This window comes from Pantoea sp. SORGH_AS_0659 (genome assembly GCF_031453915.1).
GTDB lineage: Bacteria > Pseudomonadota > Gammaproteobacteria > Enterobacterales > Enterobacteriaceae > Pantoea > Pantoea leporis.
The window spans coordinates 2,190,681-2,208,938 of the sequence record NZ_JAVJAK010000001.1; the positions used below are offsets into that span (position 1 = coordinate 2,190,681).

An 18,258-nucleotide genomic window follows, 5' to 3' on the forward strand; every position below is an offset into this window, starting at 1 on the left:
TCCTTTTCAACAACTCGCACTGAAGCAATACCCTCGTCACGCTTTAATCCGGCGATCAAGCGCGAAGGGCGCTGAAGTAGCTTGTGCAAATAGGGCCGCAGCGGCGGGATGGTCGGGATTGAGAATGGCGTTGTCTTCGCCGGTCAAAATGCTGGGTACCGTTAATAGCAAAGGAAAGCCGCCTTGCACATCGAGGAATGCGGCGCCAATCGCCTGTGTCTCTTCCTGCTGCTGATACTTTTGCCAATCGTCGGGCAGTTTATTGCTGTCCAGCGCCATGATTTCGCTCTCAGGAATCGGCAGAGTAAAAATCACAAAGCGACTTTTCTCCAGCATCGCTTTACCGGCATGCACCACCAGTTCCAGCGTGGCGAGCGCCTTTGAACTGCTGAGGTAAACCGTCTTAATACCGGGCGGATTCCAGCGTCCGCCCCATTTTTCAGCGCCAGCGCCGCTAAATGCCTCGCTGGCGTACTCTTCTTTCACGAGTCGATAAAACAGCCGATAGGGAGCATCCGGTTCCTTCCGTTGCGTCATTACACAATTACTCCGTGTTCCAGGCGACCAATCAGCGTTAACACCGCATCACAACCCGCAGGCGTGCTCAGCATCTCCATCGGCAATGCATCATCCAGTGCCAACGCAGGTTGATACATCCAGTGCATGGCAGCGTCAACGTCACCGGCAAATAATTGCAATACGGCATCCAGAATTTCGAACACCTGATACACGCGCGCACCTTGCTCCACCGAAAGTTGCGATCCGGCTTTCTCGCGGCGGCGATAGGTATTGCGATCGATAGACACCATCTGGGCCACATCCAGCGGCGTTGCTTTCAGCACCGTGGCCGCGCGTTCAACGATGCCGACATCCAGACCTTCGGTGATCAACTGGTGCGCTTTCAGCGGATTACGCGGTAAGCCCATTTGATCCATAAACGATTGCTGAGCGTGCTGGATCAGCGTGGGATCGAAGACGCGTGCGGCATTGCCGTGATTGAATGGGGATGCAGTTGTCATAACAACCTCCTGAACAATGTTCATTTGAACATTTTGATAGCTCAAGTGTACATTACTGCGCAGGGGTTGTCATTTTTTATACGATCTTAAAACTAATGCATTGTTAATAAACAATAATCAACTGGCTTCCTGCCACATCTCGCGCATCGCCAGCTCCAGCTTTTTAAACACCCGATAACGTACGTCGTGAAACGCAACGCGCTCTGGTCGCGGCAACAATTTGCCGGGATTGATCTGCACCGCCTGCTGCGCGGCCTCGGCAAGATTGCGCCATGCGCCGACGCCCACACCGGCACACAAGGCGGCGCCCAGCGCGCCGGTCTCTTTGCACTCCGCCACGCGAATCGGTATGCCTAACACGTCAGCAAACATCTGCGGCCAGATGCAACTGCGCGCCGCGCCGCCCGACAAAATGGCCTGCGTAAAAGGGATGCCTGCCGCACGCAAGCGATCAATATGCGCCCGATGGGCAAAGGTCACACCTTCGAACAGCGCAAACAGCATATCGGCGCGCGTATGCCAGCCGCCTAAGCCATAAAACCCGGCCTTGGCCGGTTCCGATTTGCGTCCGGAATAGAGATAAGGATGATAGAGCGGTAGCTGGGCATTGGGTTGCACGTGCGCCACGCTATCGCTGCTGCGCGCCGCGCCCTGACCGCCGCGACCATCGTCGAATTCGCGCAGGAACCAGTCGAGATTCGCCGCCGAGGTGGCGCTGGCCTCAATCGCCATATAACGGTCGAACTCTATAATGGAGTTCATAAATACCGGGCGCAGATAGTCGGGTTTATCCACCACCACCTGATTGATGCTCCACGTACCGGCGACAATCGAGGCTTGACCGGTGTTCACCACGCCTGAACCCACGGCGCTGGCCACCACATCAAATATGCCCGCCACCACCGGAATGCCCGCCGGTAATCCGGTGAGTTGGGATGCACGTTCTGTGACATGGCCAACCACCTCGCAGGATTCACGCAGTTCGGGCAGCAGGGCGAGCGCCTCTTCGATGTCGTACAGCGCCATCAATTCACGGCTGTAGCCGCGCGCACGATAATCAATTAAGCCGGCGCCGGCGGCATCTGAAAAATCAGCGCTAATCGCACCGCTGAGAAAATGGGCGATAACGTCTTTCGCGCAGAGTAAATGGCCGATTTGCGCCCAGCGCTCGGGTTGATGTTGCTTAATCCAGCTGATTAATACCGGCGTTGCCGCAGGCCAGGGTTTTTGCAGCGAAATCTGGTAGATGCGCTTATCCGCGCCGCTCATTTCCAGCGCGTGCACCTTGTCACAAGCTCGATGATCGATAGATTGAATACCAAACAGTGGCTGCTGATGCTTATCCAGCGCGTACAAACCGTTGCCGTGGCCGGCCGCGCCAACCGCAATTACATCGCTGGCGGGCGTCTCCGCCTGCCCCAGACAACGGCTCACCGCATCGCTGACGCCATGCCAGATATCCGCCACCGGCCGTTCGGCGTAGCCTTCCTGCGGACGATGGGTTTCTCCCGCGCACTCGGCCACCGACAATACGCGACCGCTGAGATCAAACAGCACCGCTTTGATCATGGTGTTTCCGGCATCAATACCGACTATCTTCATATCCGACTCCGTGCAACTGGCGAAGACGGCGCACCGCTTAAGCGCCGGTGCAGGTAAGGCTTAACCCTGCTGATAGATTTCCAGGGCGTCCGCGCCGCTGGCGCCCTGATGAATAATCGCCATCAGCGCTTTCACCACGCGTGACGGATTATCGTGTTGATAAACATTGCGGCCATACACCATCCCGCTGGCACCTTGCGCCATCAGCGCGGCACTTTTGGTCAGTACGCCAGCCAGTTCACCTTTGCCGCCGCCGCGCACCAGCGTGGGACAGCGTGCCGCTTCCACCACGCGATGAAAATCTTCCACGTTCTCAGTGGGATCGGCTTTGATGATATCGGCACCTAACTCACGCGCCAGCCGCACCAGCGGCACAATTTTCTCGACATCGCCGAGTGAGCCGTAAGCCGCGCCTTGTCCAGCGGGGGCCATCACCAGCGGCTCAATCATCAGCGGCATGGCGTAGCGATCGCAAGCCTGGCGCAAGCGGCCAATATTTTCGACGCACATGCGGAAAATGCCCGGTTCATCCGGGATCAGATAGAGATTCACTACCACTGCGGCGGCGTCCATCTGCAACGCGGCAAGAATCGGTTCATCCGGATTGTGCAGCACCGCCCACATTTCCCGGTGACGCGCCGCGTTGTAGGCATTGCCCACATCGGTGCGCATCACCAGCGCCGGTTTGCGTCCCGCCACACGCTGCAGCAGATCGGCCTGACCATAGTTGACCTGAATCGCATCCGGCTGCGCGGCGATCAGGTTATCCATCACGCCCTCAATATTCTCCAGTCCGATGAGAAAATCAGGCTCGTTGGCGATACCGTGATCAATGGCGACATCCAGACATTTACCGTGCTGAAACAGACGCTGCATGCGCACTTTATTGGTTACTAACATGTCGTGTTTCCTCCTGAAAAACCGTGGGGTAAAGGCCGGTAAGCCCGTGCAACCGTGCCAAATTGGCGCAGCCGCGCTGCAGCTGCTGCGTGCGTTCGCTATCACTCCAGCCGAGCGTCGCGGCCATGATCTGCGCGATCTCCTGCACCAGCGGCGCGCTAAGTTCACCGCAAATCGCCAGCGAGGTGCGGCGCACCAGCAAATCCTCCAGCTGACAAACCTGCTCGTGCTCAATCAGATACCGCAATTCGACATCGCTGTAGGCGGCGTGATGCTGCAACATTTGCTCGCCGTGCTGCTGGATCAGCGCCAGCAGCGGCAGGGCGCGGCTGCCGTAACGTTTGGCGAGTTGCATTACGCGCGGTAGCGGCACGCCATAACGCTGCGCCAGTTGCGCCAGCCACGCGGTTTGTCCTGAAGGTTTGGGGAAATCACGTCCGCCGCCAATCGGCACATCACCGCTGGAGACCTGCCGTTTTTCGCCGAGCAGCCGCAGCACGCGATCTGCCGCCTCTTCACCAAACTGGCGGAAAGTGGTCCATTTGCCGCCGACTAAACAGAGCGTGCTCCAGGCGCGATTGGCGTCAGCTGGCAACACCACTAACGAGTGATTGCGCGAGATTTGGCCGTTGAGTTTAGCCTCGCTGGCGGGCAGCGGACGTACGCCGCAGAAGGTGTAAACGATGGCGGAATCCGCCACCTCGATATGCGGGAAGACGAAGCGCAGTGACTCCAGGATATAACTCTTTTCCTCCTCTTCGCACACCACTGCATCGGGATCGTCCACGCGGATATCGGTGGAACCCACCAGCACCTTGCCAAACCACGGAAACATGATGCAGACGCGGCCTTCCTGGTTTTCGAAATAGACCATTTCGCCGTCCAGCATCTGCAGCAATTCAGGATGATCGAGGATCAGATGCGAACCTTTTGTGCCGCCAATCAGCTTTGGCAGATCGCGGTTGGAGGTGATGCGTTGGTTAAGCTGGTCGATCCATGCGCCACCGGCATTCACCAGCACATGCGGTTGCAGGCTAAATCGCTCACCGCTCAACGCATCCTGCAAAATAACCGTTTCGCCCTCGGCGCTGACCAGCTGCAGATAATTGAGCGCCAGCGCCTCTGGACAGGCTTTTTCGGCATCATCAATCAGCTCAAATCCCAGCCGCTCGGGCGCGCTGATCCAGGCATCGTAATAGCTGGCGCTGTATTTCACCCAGGGCGCGAATCCTGGCCAGCGGTCACGCGTGGCGGCTTCATTGCGCACCTGATGCTTCGGCATCGATCCATATTGGCGGGTGTAAATGTCATACAGGCTAAGCCCGGTTTTGATCAGCAACGCCCCGCGCCGCGTCGGTTTATCGCTCAGGCTTAGAAAACGGCGGGTAGCATTCACTAAGCCGCCAGCGAGATTATCGATCGGCACCGTGGTGCGTAGGGGGAAAACATAGTGCGACGCATTTTTCAGCAGGCGATCGCGCTCGGTGACCGACTCTTTGACCAGCGTGAATTCACCGGTTTCCAGATACCGCAAACCGCCATGAATCATGCGCGACAGCGCACCGCTGGCGGCCTGACACCAGTCGCCTTTTTCCACCAGAATCGCCGGAATGCCCTGTAACGCCAGCTCACGAAACGTACTGATGCCGTTGATGCCGCCGCCGACAATCAACACCGGTGTCGATGAACGCAGGCGCAGGGCGCTCAGACGATGTTCGCGGGTTTTAATGTTATCCATGAGATGCTCCTCGGCTCAGGGCCAATTCCAGTACGCCTGCCGCAGTCGATTCATCAGTGACCATGCCTTTCAGCCACTGACCGTGCAGCACGCAGTCAATCGGGTCCACTTTGTCACGACCAGCCACCACCGCCATTGAGAAGGGAATGCGTTGCAGTTCAGGCAACGTCAGGCCAACCAAACGCCGGTTGGCATCGAACGGAGCCGGTTGGCCGTTAGCATCCAGCAGCCAGGCTAACAGTTCACTGCGCGCACCGCTGGTTTCAATGCTGGAGGAAGCATGGCGCGCCGAGAGGTTAAGATCGTAGTAGCTGGAGTTGTCGCTATGAATTGATCCTAAACCCACTACCGCTAACGTGGCGTTACGCGCTTTATCCAGCACCTGGTCGACGGCGCTAATGCCCATCAGCATGTCGCGTTCATCGGCAGAATCAGTAAAAAGCGGGGCGTGAATCTGCCATGCGTGTCCGCCAAGACGCGCCGCCATTTCCGAGGCCACATGATTGACGTCGGTGTAATGTTTGCCTTGCACGCAGCCCAGCGCGGGTACCACTTGAACATCGTATTTACGTGAGGGTTGTAATGCTTCAACCAGCGCACTTACACCTTTGCCACCAGTAATAGCAATGACATCGCCATCCTTTAAGCGTGATAACAAATATTCTGCCGCCGCTGCGCCGACCATTTGCAGACTATGATCCTCACTGCGTGCAACGTTCGGCGCCACCACCACCTGTTGCAACTGACCGAGGGCAGCCAGATCGCTCTCCAGTTGATGTGCTGAAAGCCAAGGGGATTTGATGGTGATTTCCACCATGCCGCTCTCCTTGCCCTGACGTATCAGACGATTAACACTGGCAACCGATAAGCCGGTTTCAACCGCAATCTCCGACTGTTTCTTGCCATCGAGGTAATACATCACCAGAACCTGGTAAATCTGACGCGCGCTATGAAACGCAGGGTGCTCATTAGCGAATTCCATGGGCGATAATTCCTTATGCAGCACGGTATTTATTCAGTAAGTGATCGATTGAGACGGCGGCCAGTAAAATCAAACCTTTAATCAACTCCTGCCAGTAAACGGAGACGTTGATTAATATTAGCGAGCTGGTGACGATCGACAGCAATGCAACACCAAGCACCGCGCCAAGAATTGAGCCAGTGCCACCTTTCAGACTCGCGCCGCCAATGACCGCCGCTGCAATGACATTCAGTTCCATACCGACACCAAAGGTTGGCGTTGCAGAGCCAAGACGTGCCATATAAATAATGCCGGCGAGTCCTGCCAGCGTAGAGGTCAGTACTGTGACCCACAATTTGATGCGATTAATGTTGATGCCGGAATAGGCGGCGGCACGTTCATTACTGCCGGTGTAGAACACTTTGCGAAATAACGTGGCTTTACGCAGAAAGAAGTCGAACAGTGCGACCAGCACGAAGAACAGCAGGATAACGAACGGAACGCCCCACAGAACGCCCTGGCCGATAAATTTGAAACTCACGGGCAGGGTAAATAATGATAGCGGCGTTCCCTGAGTGACGATCATACACAGGCCGCGCACGATAACCATCGCCGCCAGCGAAGCGATAAAGTGACTGAGGCCGATTTTTGTTACCGTCAGCCCCATTAAAAAGCCAATCAGCGCCGCCGCCGCAATGCCGCCTACGCCAGCCAGCCAGGGATCCACGCCGCTAAGAAATAGCTGCCCAGCGACCACCATTGAAAGACAAACCACTGCGCCAACCGAAAGGTCGATACCGCCAACTATTAGCAGAATAGTCATGCCAATCACCACAATGCCTTCAATTGAAAACGACAGTAGCATCGCCTTCATGTTGGCCCAGGTGAGAAAGTAGGGGGAAGTGAAACTCATCACCATGAAGATCAGTGCAATGACCGCAATCAGTCCCACTTCGCGCTGTTTGTGAATGCCGCCAAAAAGAGACCAACGCGATTTTTGCAGTGTAGGCAAGGTGGTATTCATTGTCATACAGCCTCCGCTTCTGGAATGATGCCAGCCGCTAGCCGCATCAGGTTCTCTTCATTCATTGCCTCACCGGTCACTTCTCCGCTCATGCGCCCTTCATGAATCACGATGATGCGATCACACAGGCCAATGAGTTCCGGTAACTCTGATGAAATCACGATTAAACCCACACCGCTGGCCGCCAGTTTGGCGAGGATACTGTAGATCTCAGCCTTGGCGCTGACATCCACGCCACGTGTTGGTTCGTCAAAAAATACAATTTCCGGCTGTACCGATAATACGCGTGCTAGCGCGACTTTCTGCTGATTCCCACCTGATAGCGACGACACCGGATCGCTTAATTTGGCAAGCTTGAGTTTCACTTGCTTTGCCAGCGCCTCTGCCTGCTGACGCTCAAGCTGCGGACTGATCAACAAACGATGATGACTGACTGCGTTGACATCCAGAGCCGAAATGTTCCATTCGATCGGCATCGTTAAAAAAAGTCCGGCATCTTTGCGATCCTCCGACAAATAGACCATGCGCAGCGCAATACTCGCGGCGTAATCCCTCAATGTCACAGCTTTGCTCTTGATACGGATTGCGCCACGTTTGATGGGCAGTAAACCGCAGATACCCTGCGCAATTTCGCTGCGTCCTGCCCCCATCAAACCGCCAATGCCAAGGATTTCGCCGGGACGCAAATCAAAATTGATATCGTTGAAGTGTTTGCCATCGCCAAGCTCACGCACTTCAAGCAATGGTGAAGCGGCGCTAACTGGGCGTTTATCAGGATAGAGTTGCGACAGTTCGCGTCCGACCAAACGTGTAATCACTTCATCGGGCGTCATGTTTTGCAGCGTTGAACTGTGTACCGTAAGGCCATCGCGTAGAATGGTGATGTGCTGGCATAGCGCAAAAATCTCTGCCATGCGATGGCTGATATAGACGACTGAAATGCCTTGCGCCTGCAACTGGCGCACAATCGTAAACAGCGTTTGAGCCTCTGGTTCGGTTAGCGCGGCGGTGGGTTCATCCAGAATGAGCAGGCGACAATCCAGCGTCAGCGCTTTGGCGATCTCCACCAGTTGCTGCTGAGAGAGAGAAAGTTCACCCACTTTTTTAGTCACCGCTATCGGCGCGAGTCGATTCATCACCTGCTGCGCTTTTTCACGTAGTATTTTATGCGGCATGAGCACGCCGCGCTGGCCAGCGGCATGCGCCATCCAAATGTTTTCATAAATGCTGATATCAGGACAAAGAGCAATTTCCTGATGTACCAGACCAATGCCAAGACTCTGTGCTTCACGTGGTGAGCGAATGGTCACGGCCTTGCCACACAGCAATATCTCGCCACCATCTGGACGCAAAATGCCATCAATAATGTTCATCAACGTTGATTTTCCAGCGCCATTCTCTCCGGCCAGCGCATGAATTTCTCCCGCGCGGAGGGTGAGATCTACCCCCTGTAAAGCCCGTACCGCGCCAAAACTTTTAGTGATGCCACGTAATTCCAATAGTGCTGTCATAATCGTCGCCTTACTCATTGATGCCTTTAGTGCCGCGGCGTTTCAGATAAGCATCCCAGCGGAAATCATCGGCGTTGTCTTTAGTCACCACCGCATAACCGTTATCAAGGATTGGGAAGGCAAAAGGATTGGTCCCGTTGCGTTTGGCGTCATTCATCGGATCGATCAGTTCAGGATGAGCAGCAAGGAACAAGGTCATAAAACCCATATAGCCTTGGATGCCCTGATTTGGATTGATTGCGCCAAATACCTGACCGCTTTTAATCATATCCAGCACCTTAGCGTTGACATCCACGGTCATCACTTTCACTTTGCCGCCGTTTTCAGCCACTGCCTGCGCAGCACCAATCGCAGAGCTGGCTTCCGGCATAAAGATGCCTTTCAGATTGGGGTTCGCCTGCAACATTGAGAGTACGGCGTTATAGGCTTTCGAAGGGTCCTGATTCGTCGCAGCGCGTGCGACTAATTTGCTGTCAGGAAAGGCGGTTTTCATCTCATTAATAAACGCAGTGACACGCCTATCGTGATTATCCTGACCGGGGTTTTCCAGCACCGCAAATTCGGCACCTTTACCCATTGCTTTCCCTAGTTCGTCGGCTGCAGCTTTACCCTCACGGAAATTGTCTGAGGTGATATAAGCAACGCGTTTACTGTTAGGTGAATCGGCGGCAAACGTCACCACTGGAATGCCCATTTCAGCAGCACGATTAATGGGCTCAATAAAGGGGTCAGGATTCATCGGATGAAGAAAAATACCGGCGGGTTTTTGTGCCAGGATTTGTTCAAAGCTTGAGAGTTGCTGGTTAACGTCATAAGCGGGTGTGCCACCGTATACGGTCTTACAGCCCAGCTGATGCGCAGCCTGCTTGAACATTTCGTAAACCGGGAACCAATACTCTACGCCTGTCACCATCACGTTCATGTAGTAAGTTTCGCCGGGTTTACAGCGAAATTGAGGCGCATCCGCTGCTTGCGTGATGCTGGTGAAACTGCCCGCCATGAACAAACTGGCGAGTAGAACAGTGATTTTTTTCATGTTTATTCCCCGGAACTGACGCTGAATGTGTATGGCTCAGCCGTGACGACAAAACGCGGAAAAACGAGCCGGGGTTGACCTTGAAAATTATTTCTTATGCATGAAATAATTTTCAAAAGGTATAAAAGCTGGCGGGGAAAAGATCAAACGTTGGTTAATGAATTGTTTCTGACTTGTGAGTGCGTTCACTAATTGCGCAAGGGGCTCTTACCGTTTTACACATTTAGTGACGAAAGCTATTTACGCATCCAGCGCTGCAAACGTGCCAACTGGGACGTTCAGCCAGGAAAGAGGAAACCTGGCCTGCAGTGATAATAAAAATCGCATTCACCGTCAGGCTAATCACGATTGAACATCAATGCAAAATAGGAATTAATTAATGCTCATCACGTTTAGCGGATTACCCGGCACCGGCAAAAGCACCATTGCGCGCTTATTAGCGCAGCAGATCGGCGCGGTGTATTTACGCGTCGATACTATCGAACAGGCGTTGCGATCGGGTGAAGAGAGCGAGAAAGCGATCGGGCCGGAAGGATATTTCGTTATCTACGGATTGGCACGCGACAATTTGCTGCTCGGTTCCACCGTTATTACCGACTCGGTTAACGACCTGCAACTGATCCGCAACGCTTATCGCGATATCGCCTTGTTGAGCGGTGCGCCGCTGCTGGAAGTCGAAGTAATCTGTTCCGATCGTAACAAACATCGCTTTCGCGTCGAAAATCGCGCTTCCGATATTAAAGGTTTGAAGCTGCCGGATTGGCAGGCAGTTGAACAGCGCGAATATCAAGCCTGGGAGCGCGATCATTTGCAGCTTGATAGCGCCTTGCTTTCGGTGCAGCAGTGCGTGGATGCCATTCTGCAAGCGCTGCCGAAAACCTCACAATCCTGATCTTTCAGTGGCGGCATTTAATATGCCGCCACTTTCACCTGAAACTAATTCTTCGATGTTAATGTGATCAACCTCCGGATTCGGCGGTTGCATTATTGTTTATTGCTACGCATTTGTTATGAATGAAGCGTATTTTAGTTTCGAATGAAACTATCAAGTTAACGAATCGGAGCATGTCATGAATAATACTTTCACTTCATTGCAACACCCTGATGATTTCAAACAAAACGTATGCCTGATGAAAAGGGTGCTAAGAGAGCAGATCGGCGATGTTGAAGGTCTGTTTGAACAAGTCAGAAGCAAAATCGTCAGCGAAATTGCAGCCGCTCGCGCGGAAGAGGCGCAAAACGGCAGCGCGTGGCCGCAGGTCAGCCAGCAGGATATTGCGGCAGGACGTATCACCGATGAGGTGAAGGATCATATTCGTCGGCGCGGTTGTGTGGTAGTGAAGCAGACATTCCCGCGCGATCAGGCGCTGGCCTGGGATGAATCAATGCTTAAGTACCTCGATGACAACGATTTCGACAGCGTCTACCAAGGGCCGGGCGATAACTTCTTCGGCAATCTTGATGCGTCACGTCCGGAAATCTATCCGATTTACTGGAGCGATGCGCAGATGTCAGCGCGTCAAAGCGAGGCCATGGCCCAGACGCAATCTTTCCTCAATCGCTTGTGGACGTTTGAGTCGCGCGGCTCGCGCTGGTTTGATCCTGACGTCAGCATCATTTATCCCGATCGTATTCGTCGCCGCTTGCCGGGCACCACCTCCAAAGGTCTTGGCGCGCACACTGATTCAGGCGCATTGGAGCGTTGGTTACTGCCGGCGTATCAACAGGTGTTCAGCAAAATTTTCACCAACCAGTTTGATCAATACGATCCCTGGGATGCGGCGCATCGCACTGAAGTGAATGAGTATCAATCGGGGACTACCACCAAGTGCTCGGTATTCCGTACCTTCCAGGGCTGGACCGCGCTGTCGGATATGCAGATTGGTCAGGGCTTGCTGCATGTGGTGCCGGTGCCGGAAGCGATGGCCTATTTGTTACTGCGTCCGTTGTTGAAAGATGTACCGGAAGATGAGCTTTGCGGCGTTGCGCCGGGCAAAGTGCTGCCGGTTTCAGCGCAGTGGCATCCGGAACTGATTGAGGGCTTGTGTTCGATTCCCGCGCTGCAGGCTGGCGATTCGGTTTGGTGGCATTGTGATGTGATCCACTCGGTCGCGCCGGTAGAAAATCAGCAAGGCTGGGGCAATGTGATGTACATTCCCGCCGCACCGCTGTGTGAGAAAAATGCCGCATACGCGACAAAAGTGGCGCAGGCGCTGGCCAGCGGTGCGTCGCCAGGCGATTTCCCGCAGGAGGATTATGAAACGCAGTGGCGCGATCGCTTCACCCTCGATGCGCTGAATGCCAATGGTCGCCGCAGTCTGGGATTGGGCTAAATTTCTGGTAAGCTTGGCAAAAATTTCACAGCAGCGGGTGTTATGAACGCACGTCATCAGCAGATTATCCAATTGGTCAGCGAGCGCGGCAGCGTCAGCGTAAATGAGCTGGCGCACACCACCGGCGTCTCAGAAGTGACGGTGCGTCAGGATCTCAATCTTCTGGAGAAAGGCGGCTTTCTGCGCCGCGTGCACGGTTCCGCCGTGGCGCCAGAAAGTGATGATGTTGGCGCGCGTATGCAAACCCGCTTCGCGGTGAAAAAGCGTCTGGCCGAGTACGCGGCGTCGCTGGTGAACAGCGGTGAAACGGTGTTTATCGAAGGCGGCAGTACTAACGCCTTGCTGGCGCGTGAACTGAGTGAACGCAACGATATCACCATCATTACCGTGAGCCATTACATCGCCGGATTGCTGCGCGAAAAGGGCGGCGATGTGATCATCCTTGGCGGCCTGTTCCAGAAAAGCAGTGAATCGGTGGTGGGGCCGCTGACGCGTCTGTGTATTCAGCACCTCAATTTCCACAAGGCGTTTATTGGGATTGATGGCTGGGATGCAGTCACCGGCTTTACCGGCCGCGATATGCTGCGCTGTGACGTGGTCAACGCCATCATGGAAAAGCCTACACACACCATCGCGCTGACGGATTCCTCAAAGTTTGGCCAGATTCATCCGTTTGCGCTGGCACCGCTTCAGCCGTTTAACCAACTGATCACCGATGCCGAACTGGAGGCGAGCTATCAAAAAGCGCTGCGTGAGAAGGGCGTGGAAGTGAGTTTGGTCTAGCTCACGCAATCAGCTATTCAAGTGAAAAAGGATTGATGAACTGCCTGTGCCACAAGCTTTCCCGATCCACCTTGCTCAAATCGGCTTCATCACAAACATGATGCCAATAGGTTTCAATCGACGTTTTTATCAGCATGAAATGCGCATGCGCGTCAGCGCGACTCAAAGCAAAGTGATGAGCGGCATCAAGGCAGCTGCTCATACAACTCAGATTATTGTTGCCACTAATCAACATCGCCTGCGAGGCTTCATTGCCAGCGCGATCTTGTGGGCAAATGTCATAAGCAGGCGTAAGACTGAAGCTGTTACCATCCCAAAAGGCGGCATGATTGCGGGCATGGTCATCGGTGTTGCCGCAGAGAATATTGAAGCAAAGCCGTTTATACAGCTCTAGCAAAGTCTCTTTGGGCGAGGCAAAACGTTGACGAATAATTTCAGCGAGTGTTTCGTAGCTGGCATAGCGCGCCAGCATATCGTCGAGTTCAAACAGGGTCAGCGCCGAAAGCATCACTTTTCGCGTCCATCCATCGGCTTTATGTTCGCGATCAAAGCGCTCAATCATGATCACATCGCGTCCTGCTGCTTTGACTAACGTCACCGGAGCGACATGCAATCCTGCCAACTGCGCCAACCGCATCGCCAGGAATTCGCCTTTCACCACGTTCCAGATATCCGCACTGGCAGAAAATTTCGCGATGTATTTTTTTCCCTCGGCCTCGATCAGCGCTTTTGGCCGCGCGCCACCGATCGACGTCCCATGGAAAAGCGCCTGATCCAGTTCGGGTGTTAGCGGCACGCCTTTTTCAACCCGATCAGCCGACTCCAGTAATTCAGGAAGGGTGACATTTGCAGTTGAGCGCGGAATGTATTCCGTTGCTGAGTGCTGGAAATCCAGGGCACCAATGCGATCTGAACCGGACTCAATGAGATACGTCAGCTCATCGAGTATTCCGGTATCGACGTTGGCGCCTTTCCGTCCCATACGACGGTTGATAATGACCCGGCGTCCCCAGGCATCAGGTGCGCTGTCACGGATACATCCCGCAATGTTTAACCCATTCAGCGGCGGAATAACGCCAGTCCGCAAAGGAAGTTCATTGGGATTGAGCGGAATGCGGTTTTCTCGCTGCAGATAACTACGACCATAGTTGAAAAGCAGCGTATCGCCTTCAGTCTCAAGCCTGCCCGCCACCACTGGTGATGTTTCACCAGGCAGCCATATCATACGTAAGCGTCTCTAAAATGCGCTTCAGAAGTCATCCTTCACCTTCCTGCTACTCTTTTTTTTACTGGTGTGTTTGGGTAACAGCTTGAGCTTTTCTTCAACACGATTTCGATGACTGACCAATGATGGCAAACTCACCTCTGCATCAAACAGGGGAATGCCCAATATGGCCGCAATCTCGAAATAACTGCCAATCTGACATTTCACGTCGCCTTGCTCAATGCGATGTAAAGTCCCACGCGAAATACCGGCTCTTTCTGCTAACTCAGATACTGGAATTTGCTTCTCGATACGTTCAGCACGAATCAAGGAAGCTAATAGTGCAATCGCTTCCTGAGCATAGCGTGAGGTGGGTGAAGTGATAGAAGCCATGACTTGTTCCATACAGGGTACCAATAAACGTAATTTGTACTATATATGGAACATCTTAGCCTGATGTGAAGGATTTTTTCAACGGCGCATAATGTCAGAGATGTTCACTGTGTAGTACCAATTACGCTTATTGGTACTACACAGTGAACATTTCATCATTGCAATTCAGCCCACCAATGCCTGCGCGGTGACCTCATCCGTGATCAAACCGGTCACCAGACCGCTGGCCAGCACTGCGCGAATCGCGGCGACCTTACTGGCGCCGCCCGCCAGGGCGACAATCTCTGCGCGATGCGAGAGATCGAGATCCACCGACAACGTGCGGGCCGTTAAGTTGGTGTGAATCATCTGTCCGTTGGCATCGAAGAAGTGGCCCAGCAGCTCGCCGACCGCGCCGGATGAGGAGATATCGTTGATCTCCGCTTCATCAATCATGCCGGCTTCAACCAGCTGAGCCGCGGGTTCCACGGTGCCAATTCCCACCAGTTTGACTTCACTTTGCGCCGCCATGGCAAACACCTCGCTCACGCCGCGCTGCGCCAGTAACACTTGGCGATCTTCCTGGGTATTGGCAAAGAAAGGCACGGGCATCATGTAGGCCTGCGCACCGGTTTTCTCGGCGACGCGGTGCATAACGTCGTGAGGATTGAGCGCGTAGTTGCGGGTTAAACAGCCGAGCAGCGAGACAAAGCGCATATGCGGCGCATCAATACGTGGCAATTGATGGATGGCGGCGGAAAGGGTGCGACCATGCCCCAGACCTAAGGTGGTAGAAGGCGACGCGGTGATCAGGTTACGCAGGTAATCCGCGCCCGCCATGCCCAGCGCGCGCACCGGCAAGCCTTCTTCGCCAAGATCGGGGGCGACATGACAGAAGTTAAGCGCGAATTTCGCGCGCAGACGATCTTCTAGTGCGACGCAGGCGACGATATCACCATCAATCGACACCTTCACCGCGCCTTCCGCCACCATGCGCGCAATCATGCGGTGCGTTTTCACCGACGGCAGCCCGAGTCGTTTCGCCACTTCCGCCTGCGTTAAACCGCCGACGTAGTGCAGCCATGCGGCGCGCAGCGCCAGAGATTCGTCGCGTTCAGTCGAGGTTGGTGCCGGTTTCATGGGTTGTCCTTTGGTTTATATGGTGCGCTTAAGCCCTCATCCCAACCTTCTCCCACAAGTGGGAGAAGGGGCCGATCGAGCAGCGTGCGCGCGCGCACAGTTCCCTCGCCCGCTTGCGGGAGAGGGTTAGGGTGAGGGGGAAACCGCGGCCCTCACTCCGCCAAATGCAGATCCTGCACGCCGGTATCAATATGCCCGGCCCAGAAGGCGACGCTTTCGGCGATCTCCGTCACCACGTTGCTATCGGTTGGCTCGCGCTCTTTAAAGCTCAGCTCAAGGCAGATCTCATTATCATGCGCCCCGCCGCGCGCCAGCGCGTCCAGCAGTGGCTGCGGCTGAATGCGACCGCCGGCATTGTACTGCAATGTAAAAGGTCTGTGTCCGCCTTTATCCAGCATGCTCTGTTTAATATGGATAATCGGCGAGTAACGCGGCACCGCTTCGGCCCACGCATAAGGATCGTAATCGCGCGGATCGGCGGAAGTGACATCTCCGTGATCGATATCCGCCATCATCCACATCGGCAGCGCCATTGAGGCAGCACTCAAACGCTGCTGCAGCGCCAGACAGGCCGGAATGGTTTCGCCGAACTCGCGGCCCACGCTCATGGGTTCCCAAAACAGGTATTTCAATCCGGCGGCTTTGGCGTGTTCGGCAACGTCGGCCCAGCAATCAATGGCAATGTCGATCAGTGCGTCGCGGCGCGCAACATCGTTGAAATCCTGCTGGGTAAAGATGGCGAACTGCGAACCTACCGCGTCGCCGCCCAGCTCGGCGGTGATATCAGCGAAGATTTTAAACCAGTCAACATAATAGCGGCGCACTTCGACATCAGGGTGACCAAAATGGTTGAGGCGACCATAGGGTCCGGTCATGCCGGAGGTCACGCGCACGCCGGTGGCGCGTAGCGCCTGCTGCATCTTGCGCGTCATGCGCGTGAGGGTCGCAGCAGGCCAGCCGGGATTGATAAATTCATGGGTGAGCTGCACATCACGGATGCGGATCTGCTGCGCCACGGTGGTAATCAAATCCTGCGGGTCGGCAAAGCGGTTCACCAACGGATTAGTATTCAGTGACAGCGTTAACGGCATGATTCACCTCTTATCCGGCATGCGCACGCAGCGGCGCGGGAGCAGCAAAGGTGGCGTTGAACCACTGGGTGAAAGCCTGTTGCTGCGCGTCATCGAGGTGCAACTTATGCTTGGTGCGGCGCCACAACACATCCTCGGCCTGCTGCGCCCACTCGTTTTCCACCAGATAACGCACCTCGGCTTCGTACAGCTGCCCACCAAAATGGCGGCCAAGATCGCCCAGCGCATTGGCATGACCGATCAGCTTATCGATACGCGTGCCATACAGCCGCGCATAGTGTTTACGCAGCGCCTGCGGTAGCCACGGCCAGCGCGCTTTGACCTGCTCTAAGAAACTGTCGAAATCGGCGTGTGGCATATCGCCGCCCGGTAAGGTGGCGCCCCGCGTCCAGTCCGCGCCCATGTTGGGGAAGAACGGTGCCAGTTTTTGTATCGCATGTTCAGCCAGCTTGCGGAAGGTGGTGATCTTGCCACCAAACACATGCAGCAGCGGGGCATTTTGTTGATCGTCGAGGTCAAACACGTAATCACGCGTCACCGCCGACGGATTGCCTTTGCCGTCATCAAACAGCGGACGCACGCCGGAGAAGCGCGTGATCACATCACTGGCGCGCAGTTTCACCTTGAAGTAGCGATTCACCACGTCGATCAGGTATTGCTGTTCGCTGTCGTCAGCGGTGACCGCTTCCGCTTTGCCTTGCCACGGAATATCGGTGGTGCCGATCAGCGCTTTATCGCCTTCATACGGGTTGATAAAGATCACCCGCTTGTCGGTGTTCTGCACCAGATACGCCTGCTGACCTTCCCAGAATTTCGGCACGATGATGTGCGAGCCTTTGACCAGCCGCACGTTGCGACTGCTTTTGGTGTGTGTCACCTGATTAACGATATCCAGCACCCACGGTCCGGCGGCGTTGACCAACACTTTGGCAAACACGGTGCGTGAGGTACCGCTGGCATCCTGCAGGGTGATTTCCCACTTGCCGTTATGACGTGTCGCCGCTACGCAGCGGGTACGCGGCAGAATGGTGGCGCCGCGCTCGGCGGCATCCAGCGCATTCAGCGTCACCAGCCGCGCATCATCCACCCAGCAATCGGAGTACTCGAATCCTTTACTGTAACTGTCCAGCAGCGGCGCACCTTCAGGATCGCGGCGTAAATCCAGCGAACGCGTGCCCGGCAGTTTCTGACGGCCGCCAAGGTTGTCATAAAGAAACAGGCCGAGGCGCACCAGCCACGCCGGGCGATCGGTTGGGCTGTGCGGCAAGACAAACCGCATCGGCCAGATGATATGCGGCGCGGCGTTGAGCAGCACTTCGCGCTCGATCAGCGCCTCACGCACCAGCCGAAACTCGTAATACTCCAGATAACGCAGCCCGCCGTGCACCAGCTTGCCGGAGCGCGATGAGGTGCCCTGCGCGAGGTCATCTTTCTCACACATCATTACCGACAATCCGCGACCGGCAGCGTCACGCGCGATACCAGCACCGTTGATACCGCCGCCAATCACAAACAGATCCAGCATGTGTTCACTCATGATTTAC

General features: G+C 55.0%; 17 protein-coding genes. 3 read left to right on the forward strand and 14 right to left on the reverse strand.

Going from position 1 to position 18,258, the window contains the following annotated elements:
* Positions 1–36 precede the first annotated feature (36 nt).
* From Q3H59_RS10190 to Q3H59_RS10230, 9 genes are all read right to left on the reverse strand, one after another.
* Positions 37–537: an RES family NAD+ phosphorylase gene (locus Q3H59_RS10190; protein ID WP_101764367.1), complete on the reverse strand. Its 501-nt coding sequence runs from the start codon at positions 535–537 to the stop codon at positions 37–39.
* The gene (locus Q3H59_RS10195; RefSeq protein ID WP_154193487.1) at positions 537–1,019 is read right to left on the reverse strand and encodes an antitoxin Xre/MbcA/ParS toxin-binding domain-containing protein; all 483 of its coding nucleotides are present in this window, start codon (positions 1,017–1,019) and stop codon (positions 537–539) included. Before Q3H59_RS10195 ends, Q3H59_RS10190 begins: the two co-directional genes overlap by 1 nt.
* A gap of 117 nt (positions 1,020–1,136) precedes the next feature.
* Entirely contained in the window at positions 1,137–2,621 is a 1,485-nt protein-coding gene (locus tag Q3H59_RS10200) for an FGGY-family carbohydrate kinase (RefSeq protein ID WP_309834605.1), read from the reverse strand.
* 60 nt (positions 2,622–2,681) lie between these two features.
* Entirely contained in the window at positions 2,682–3,521 is an 840-nt protein-coding gene (locus Q3H59_RS10205) for a class I fructose-bisphosphate aldolase (protein WP_192411816.1), read from the reverse strand.
* The gene (locus Q3H59_RS10210; protein ID WP_309834608.1) at positions 3,505–5,259 is read right to left on the reverse strand and encodes a glycerol-3-phosphate dehydrogenase/oxidase; all 1,755 of its coding nucleotides are present in this window, start codon (positions 5,257–5,259) and stop codon (positions 3,505–3,507) included. Before Q3H59_RS10210 ends, Q3H59_RS10205 begins: the two co-directional genes overlap by 17 nt.
* Positions 5,252–6,241 carry a sugar-binding transcriptional regulator gene (locus Q3H59_RS10215; protein WP_101764372.1) on the reverse strand — a complete coding sequence of 330 codons (990 nt, stop codon included), beginning with the start codon at positions 6,239–6,241 and terminating at the stop codon, positions 5,252–5,254. Before Q3H59_RS10215 ends, Q3H59_RS10210 begins: the two co-directional genes overlap by 8 nt.
* Positions 6,242–6,254: 13 nt before the next feature.
* Positions 6,255–7,250 (reverse strand): ABC transporter permease, encoded by a 996-nt coding sequence (locus Q3H59_RS10220; protein ID WP_309834610.1) that lies wholly within the window; start codon positions 7,248–7,250, stop codon positions 6,255–6,257.
* Entirely contained in the window at positions 7,247–8,755 is a 1,509-nt protein-coding gene (locus tag Q3H59_RS10225) for a sugar ABC transporter ATP-binding protein (RefSeq protein WP_309834612.1), read from the reverse strand. Before Q3H59_RS10225 ends, Q3H59_RS10220 begins: the two co-directional genes overlap by 4 nt.
* A 10-nt stretch (positions 8,756–8,765) precedes the next feature.
* Complete coding sequence (locus tag Q3H59_RS10230; protein ID WP_101764375.1) at positions 8,766–9,791, reverse strand: substrate-binding domain-containing protein; 1,026 nt, start codon at positions 9,789–9,791, stop codon at positions 8,766–8,768.
* A gap of 379 nt (positions 9,792–10,170) precedes the next feature.
* On the opposite strand from Q3H59_RS10230, the gene Q3H59_RS10235 reads away from it, so the two are divergent.
* The 3 genes from Q3H59_RS10235 to Q3H59_RS10245 all read left to right on the forward strand — a co-directional run bounded on the left by Q3H59_RS10235 (position 10,171) and on the right by Q3H59_RS10245 (position 12,907).
* Positions 10,171–10,683: an AAA family ATPase gene (locus Q3H59_RS10235; protein ID WP_309834614.1), complete on the forward strand. Its 513-nt coding sequence runs from the start codon at positions 10,171–10,173 to the stop codon at positions 10,681–10,683.
* Positions 10,684–10,861: 178 nt separating this feature from the next.
* Positions 10,862–12,124 (forward strand): DUF1479 domain-containing protein, encoded by a 1,263-nt coding sequence (locus tag Q3H59_RS10240; RefSeq protein WP_309834616.1) that lies wholly within the window; start codon positions 10,862–10,864, stop codon positions 12,122–12,124.
* A gap of 42 nt (positions 12,125–12,166) precedes the next feature.
* Positions 12,167–12,907, forward strand: a complete 741-nt coding sequence (locus Q3H59_RS10245; protein ID WP_192411823.1) for a DNA-binding transcriptional regulator YciT — start codon at positions 12,167–12,169, stop codon at positions 12,905–12,907.
* A 13-nt stretch (positions 12,908–12,920) separates the two neighbouring features.
* On the opposite strand, the gene Q3H59_RS10250 is transcribed toward Q3H59_RS10245, so the two are convergent.
* The 5 genes from Q3H59_RS10250 to Q3H59_RS10270 form a co-directional block, all read right to left on the reverse strand.
* Positions 12,921–14,132 (reverse strand): HipA domain-containing protein, encoded by a 1,212-nt coding sequence (locus Q3H59_RS10250; RefSeq protein WP_309834618.1) that lies wholly within the window; start codon positions 14,130–14,132, stop codon positions 12,921–12,923.
* A gap of 24 nt (positions 14,133–14,156) precedes the next feature.
* Positions 14,157–14,504 carry a helix-turn-helix domain-containing protein gene (locus Q3H59_RS10255; protein ID WP_110866164.1) on the reverse strand — a complete coding sequence of 116 codons (348 nt, stop codon included), beginning with the start codon at positions 14,502–14,504 and terminating at the stop codon, positions 14,157–14,159.
* 165 nt (positions 14,505–14,669) lie between these two features.
* Positions 14,670–15,623 (reverse strand): sugar-binding transcriptional regulator, encoded by a 954-nt coding sequence (locus Q3H59_RS10260; protein WP_309834620.1) that lies wholly within the window; start codon positions 15,621–15,623, stop codon positions 14,670–14,672.
* 152 nt (positions 15,624–15,775) lie between these two features.
* A complete protein-coding gene (locus tag Q3H59_RS10265) occupies positions 15,776–16,714 on the reverse strand; it encodes a sugar phosphate isomerase/epimerase (RefSeq protein WP_280172843.1) in 939 nt (312 codons plus the stop codon).
* A gap of 10 nt (positions 16,715–16,724) precedes the next feature.
* Positions 16,725–18,251, reverse strand: a complete 1,527-nt coding sequence (locus tag Q3H59_RS10270) for a glycerol-3-phosphate dehydrogenase (protein ID WP_280172842.1) — start codon at positions 18,249–18,251, stop codon at positions 16,725–16,727.
* Positions 18,252–18,258 lie beyond the last annotated feature (7 nt).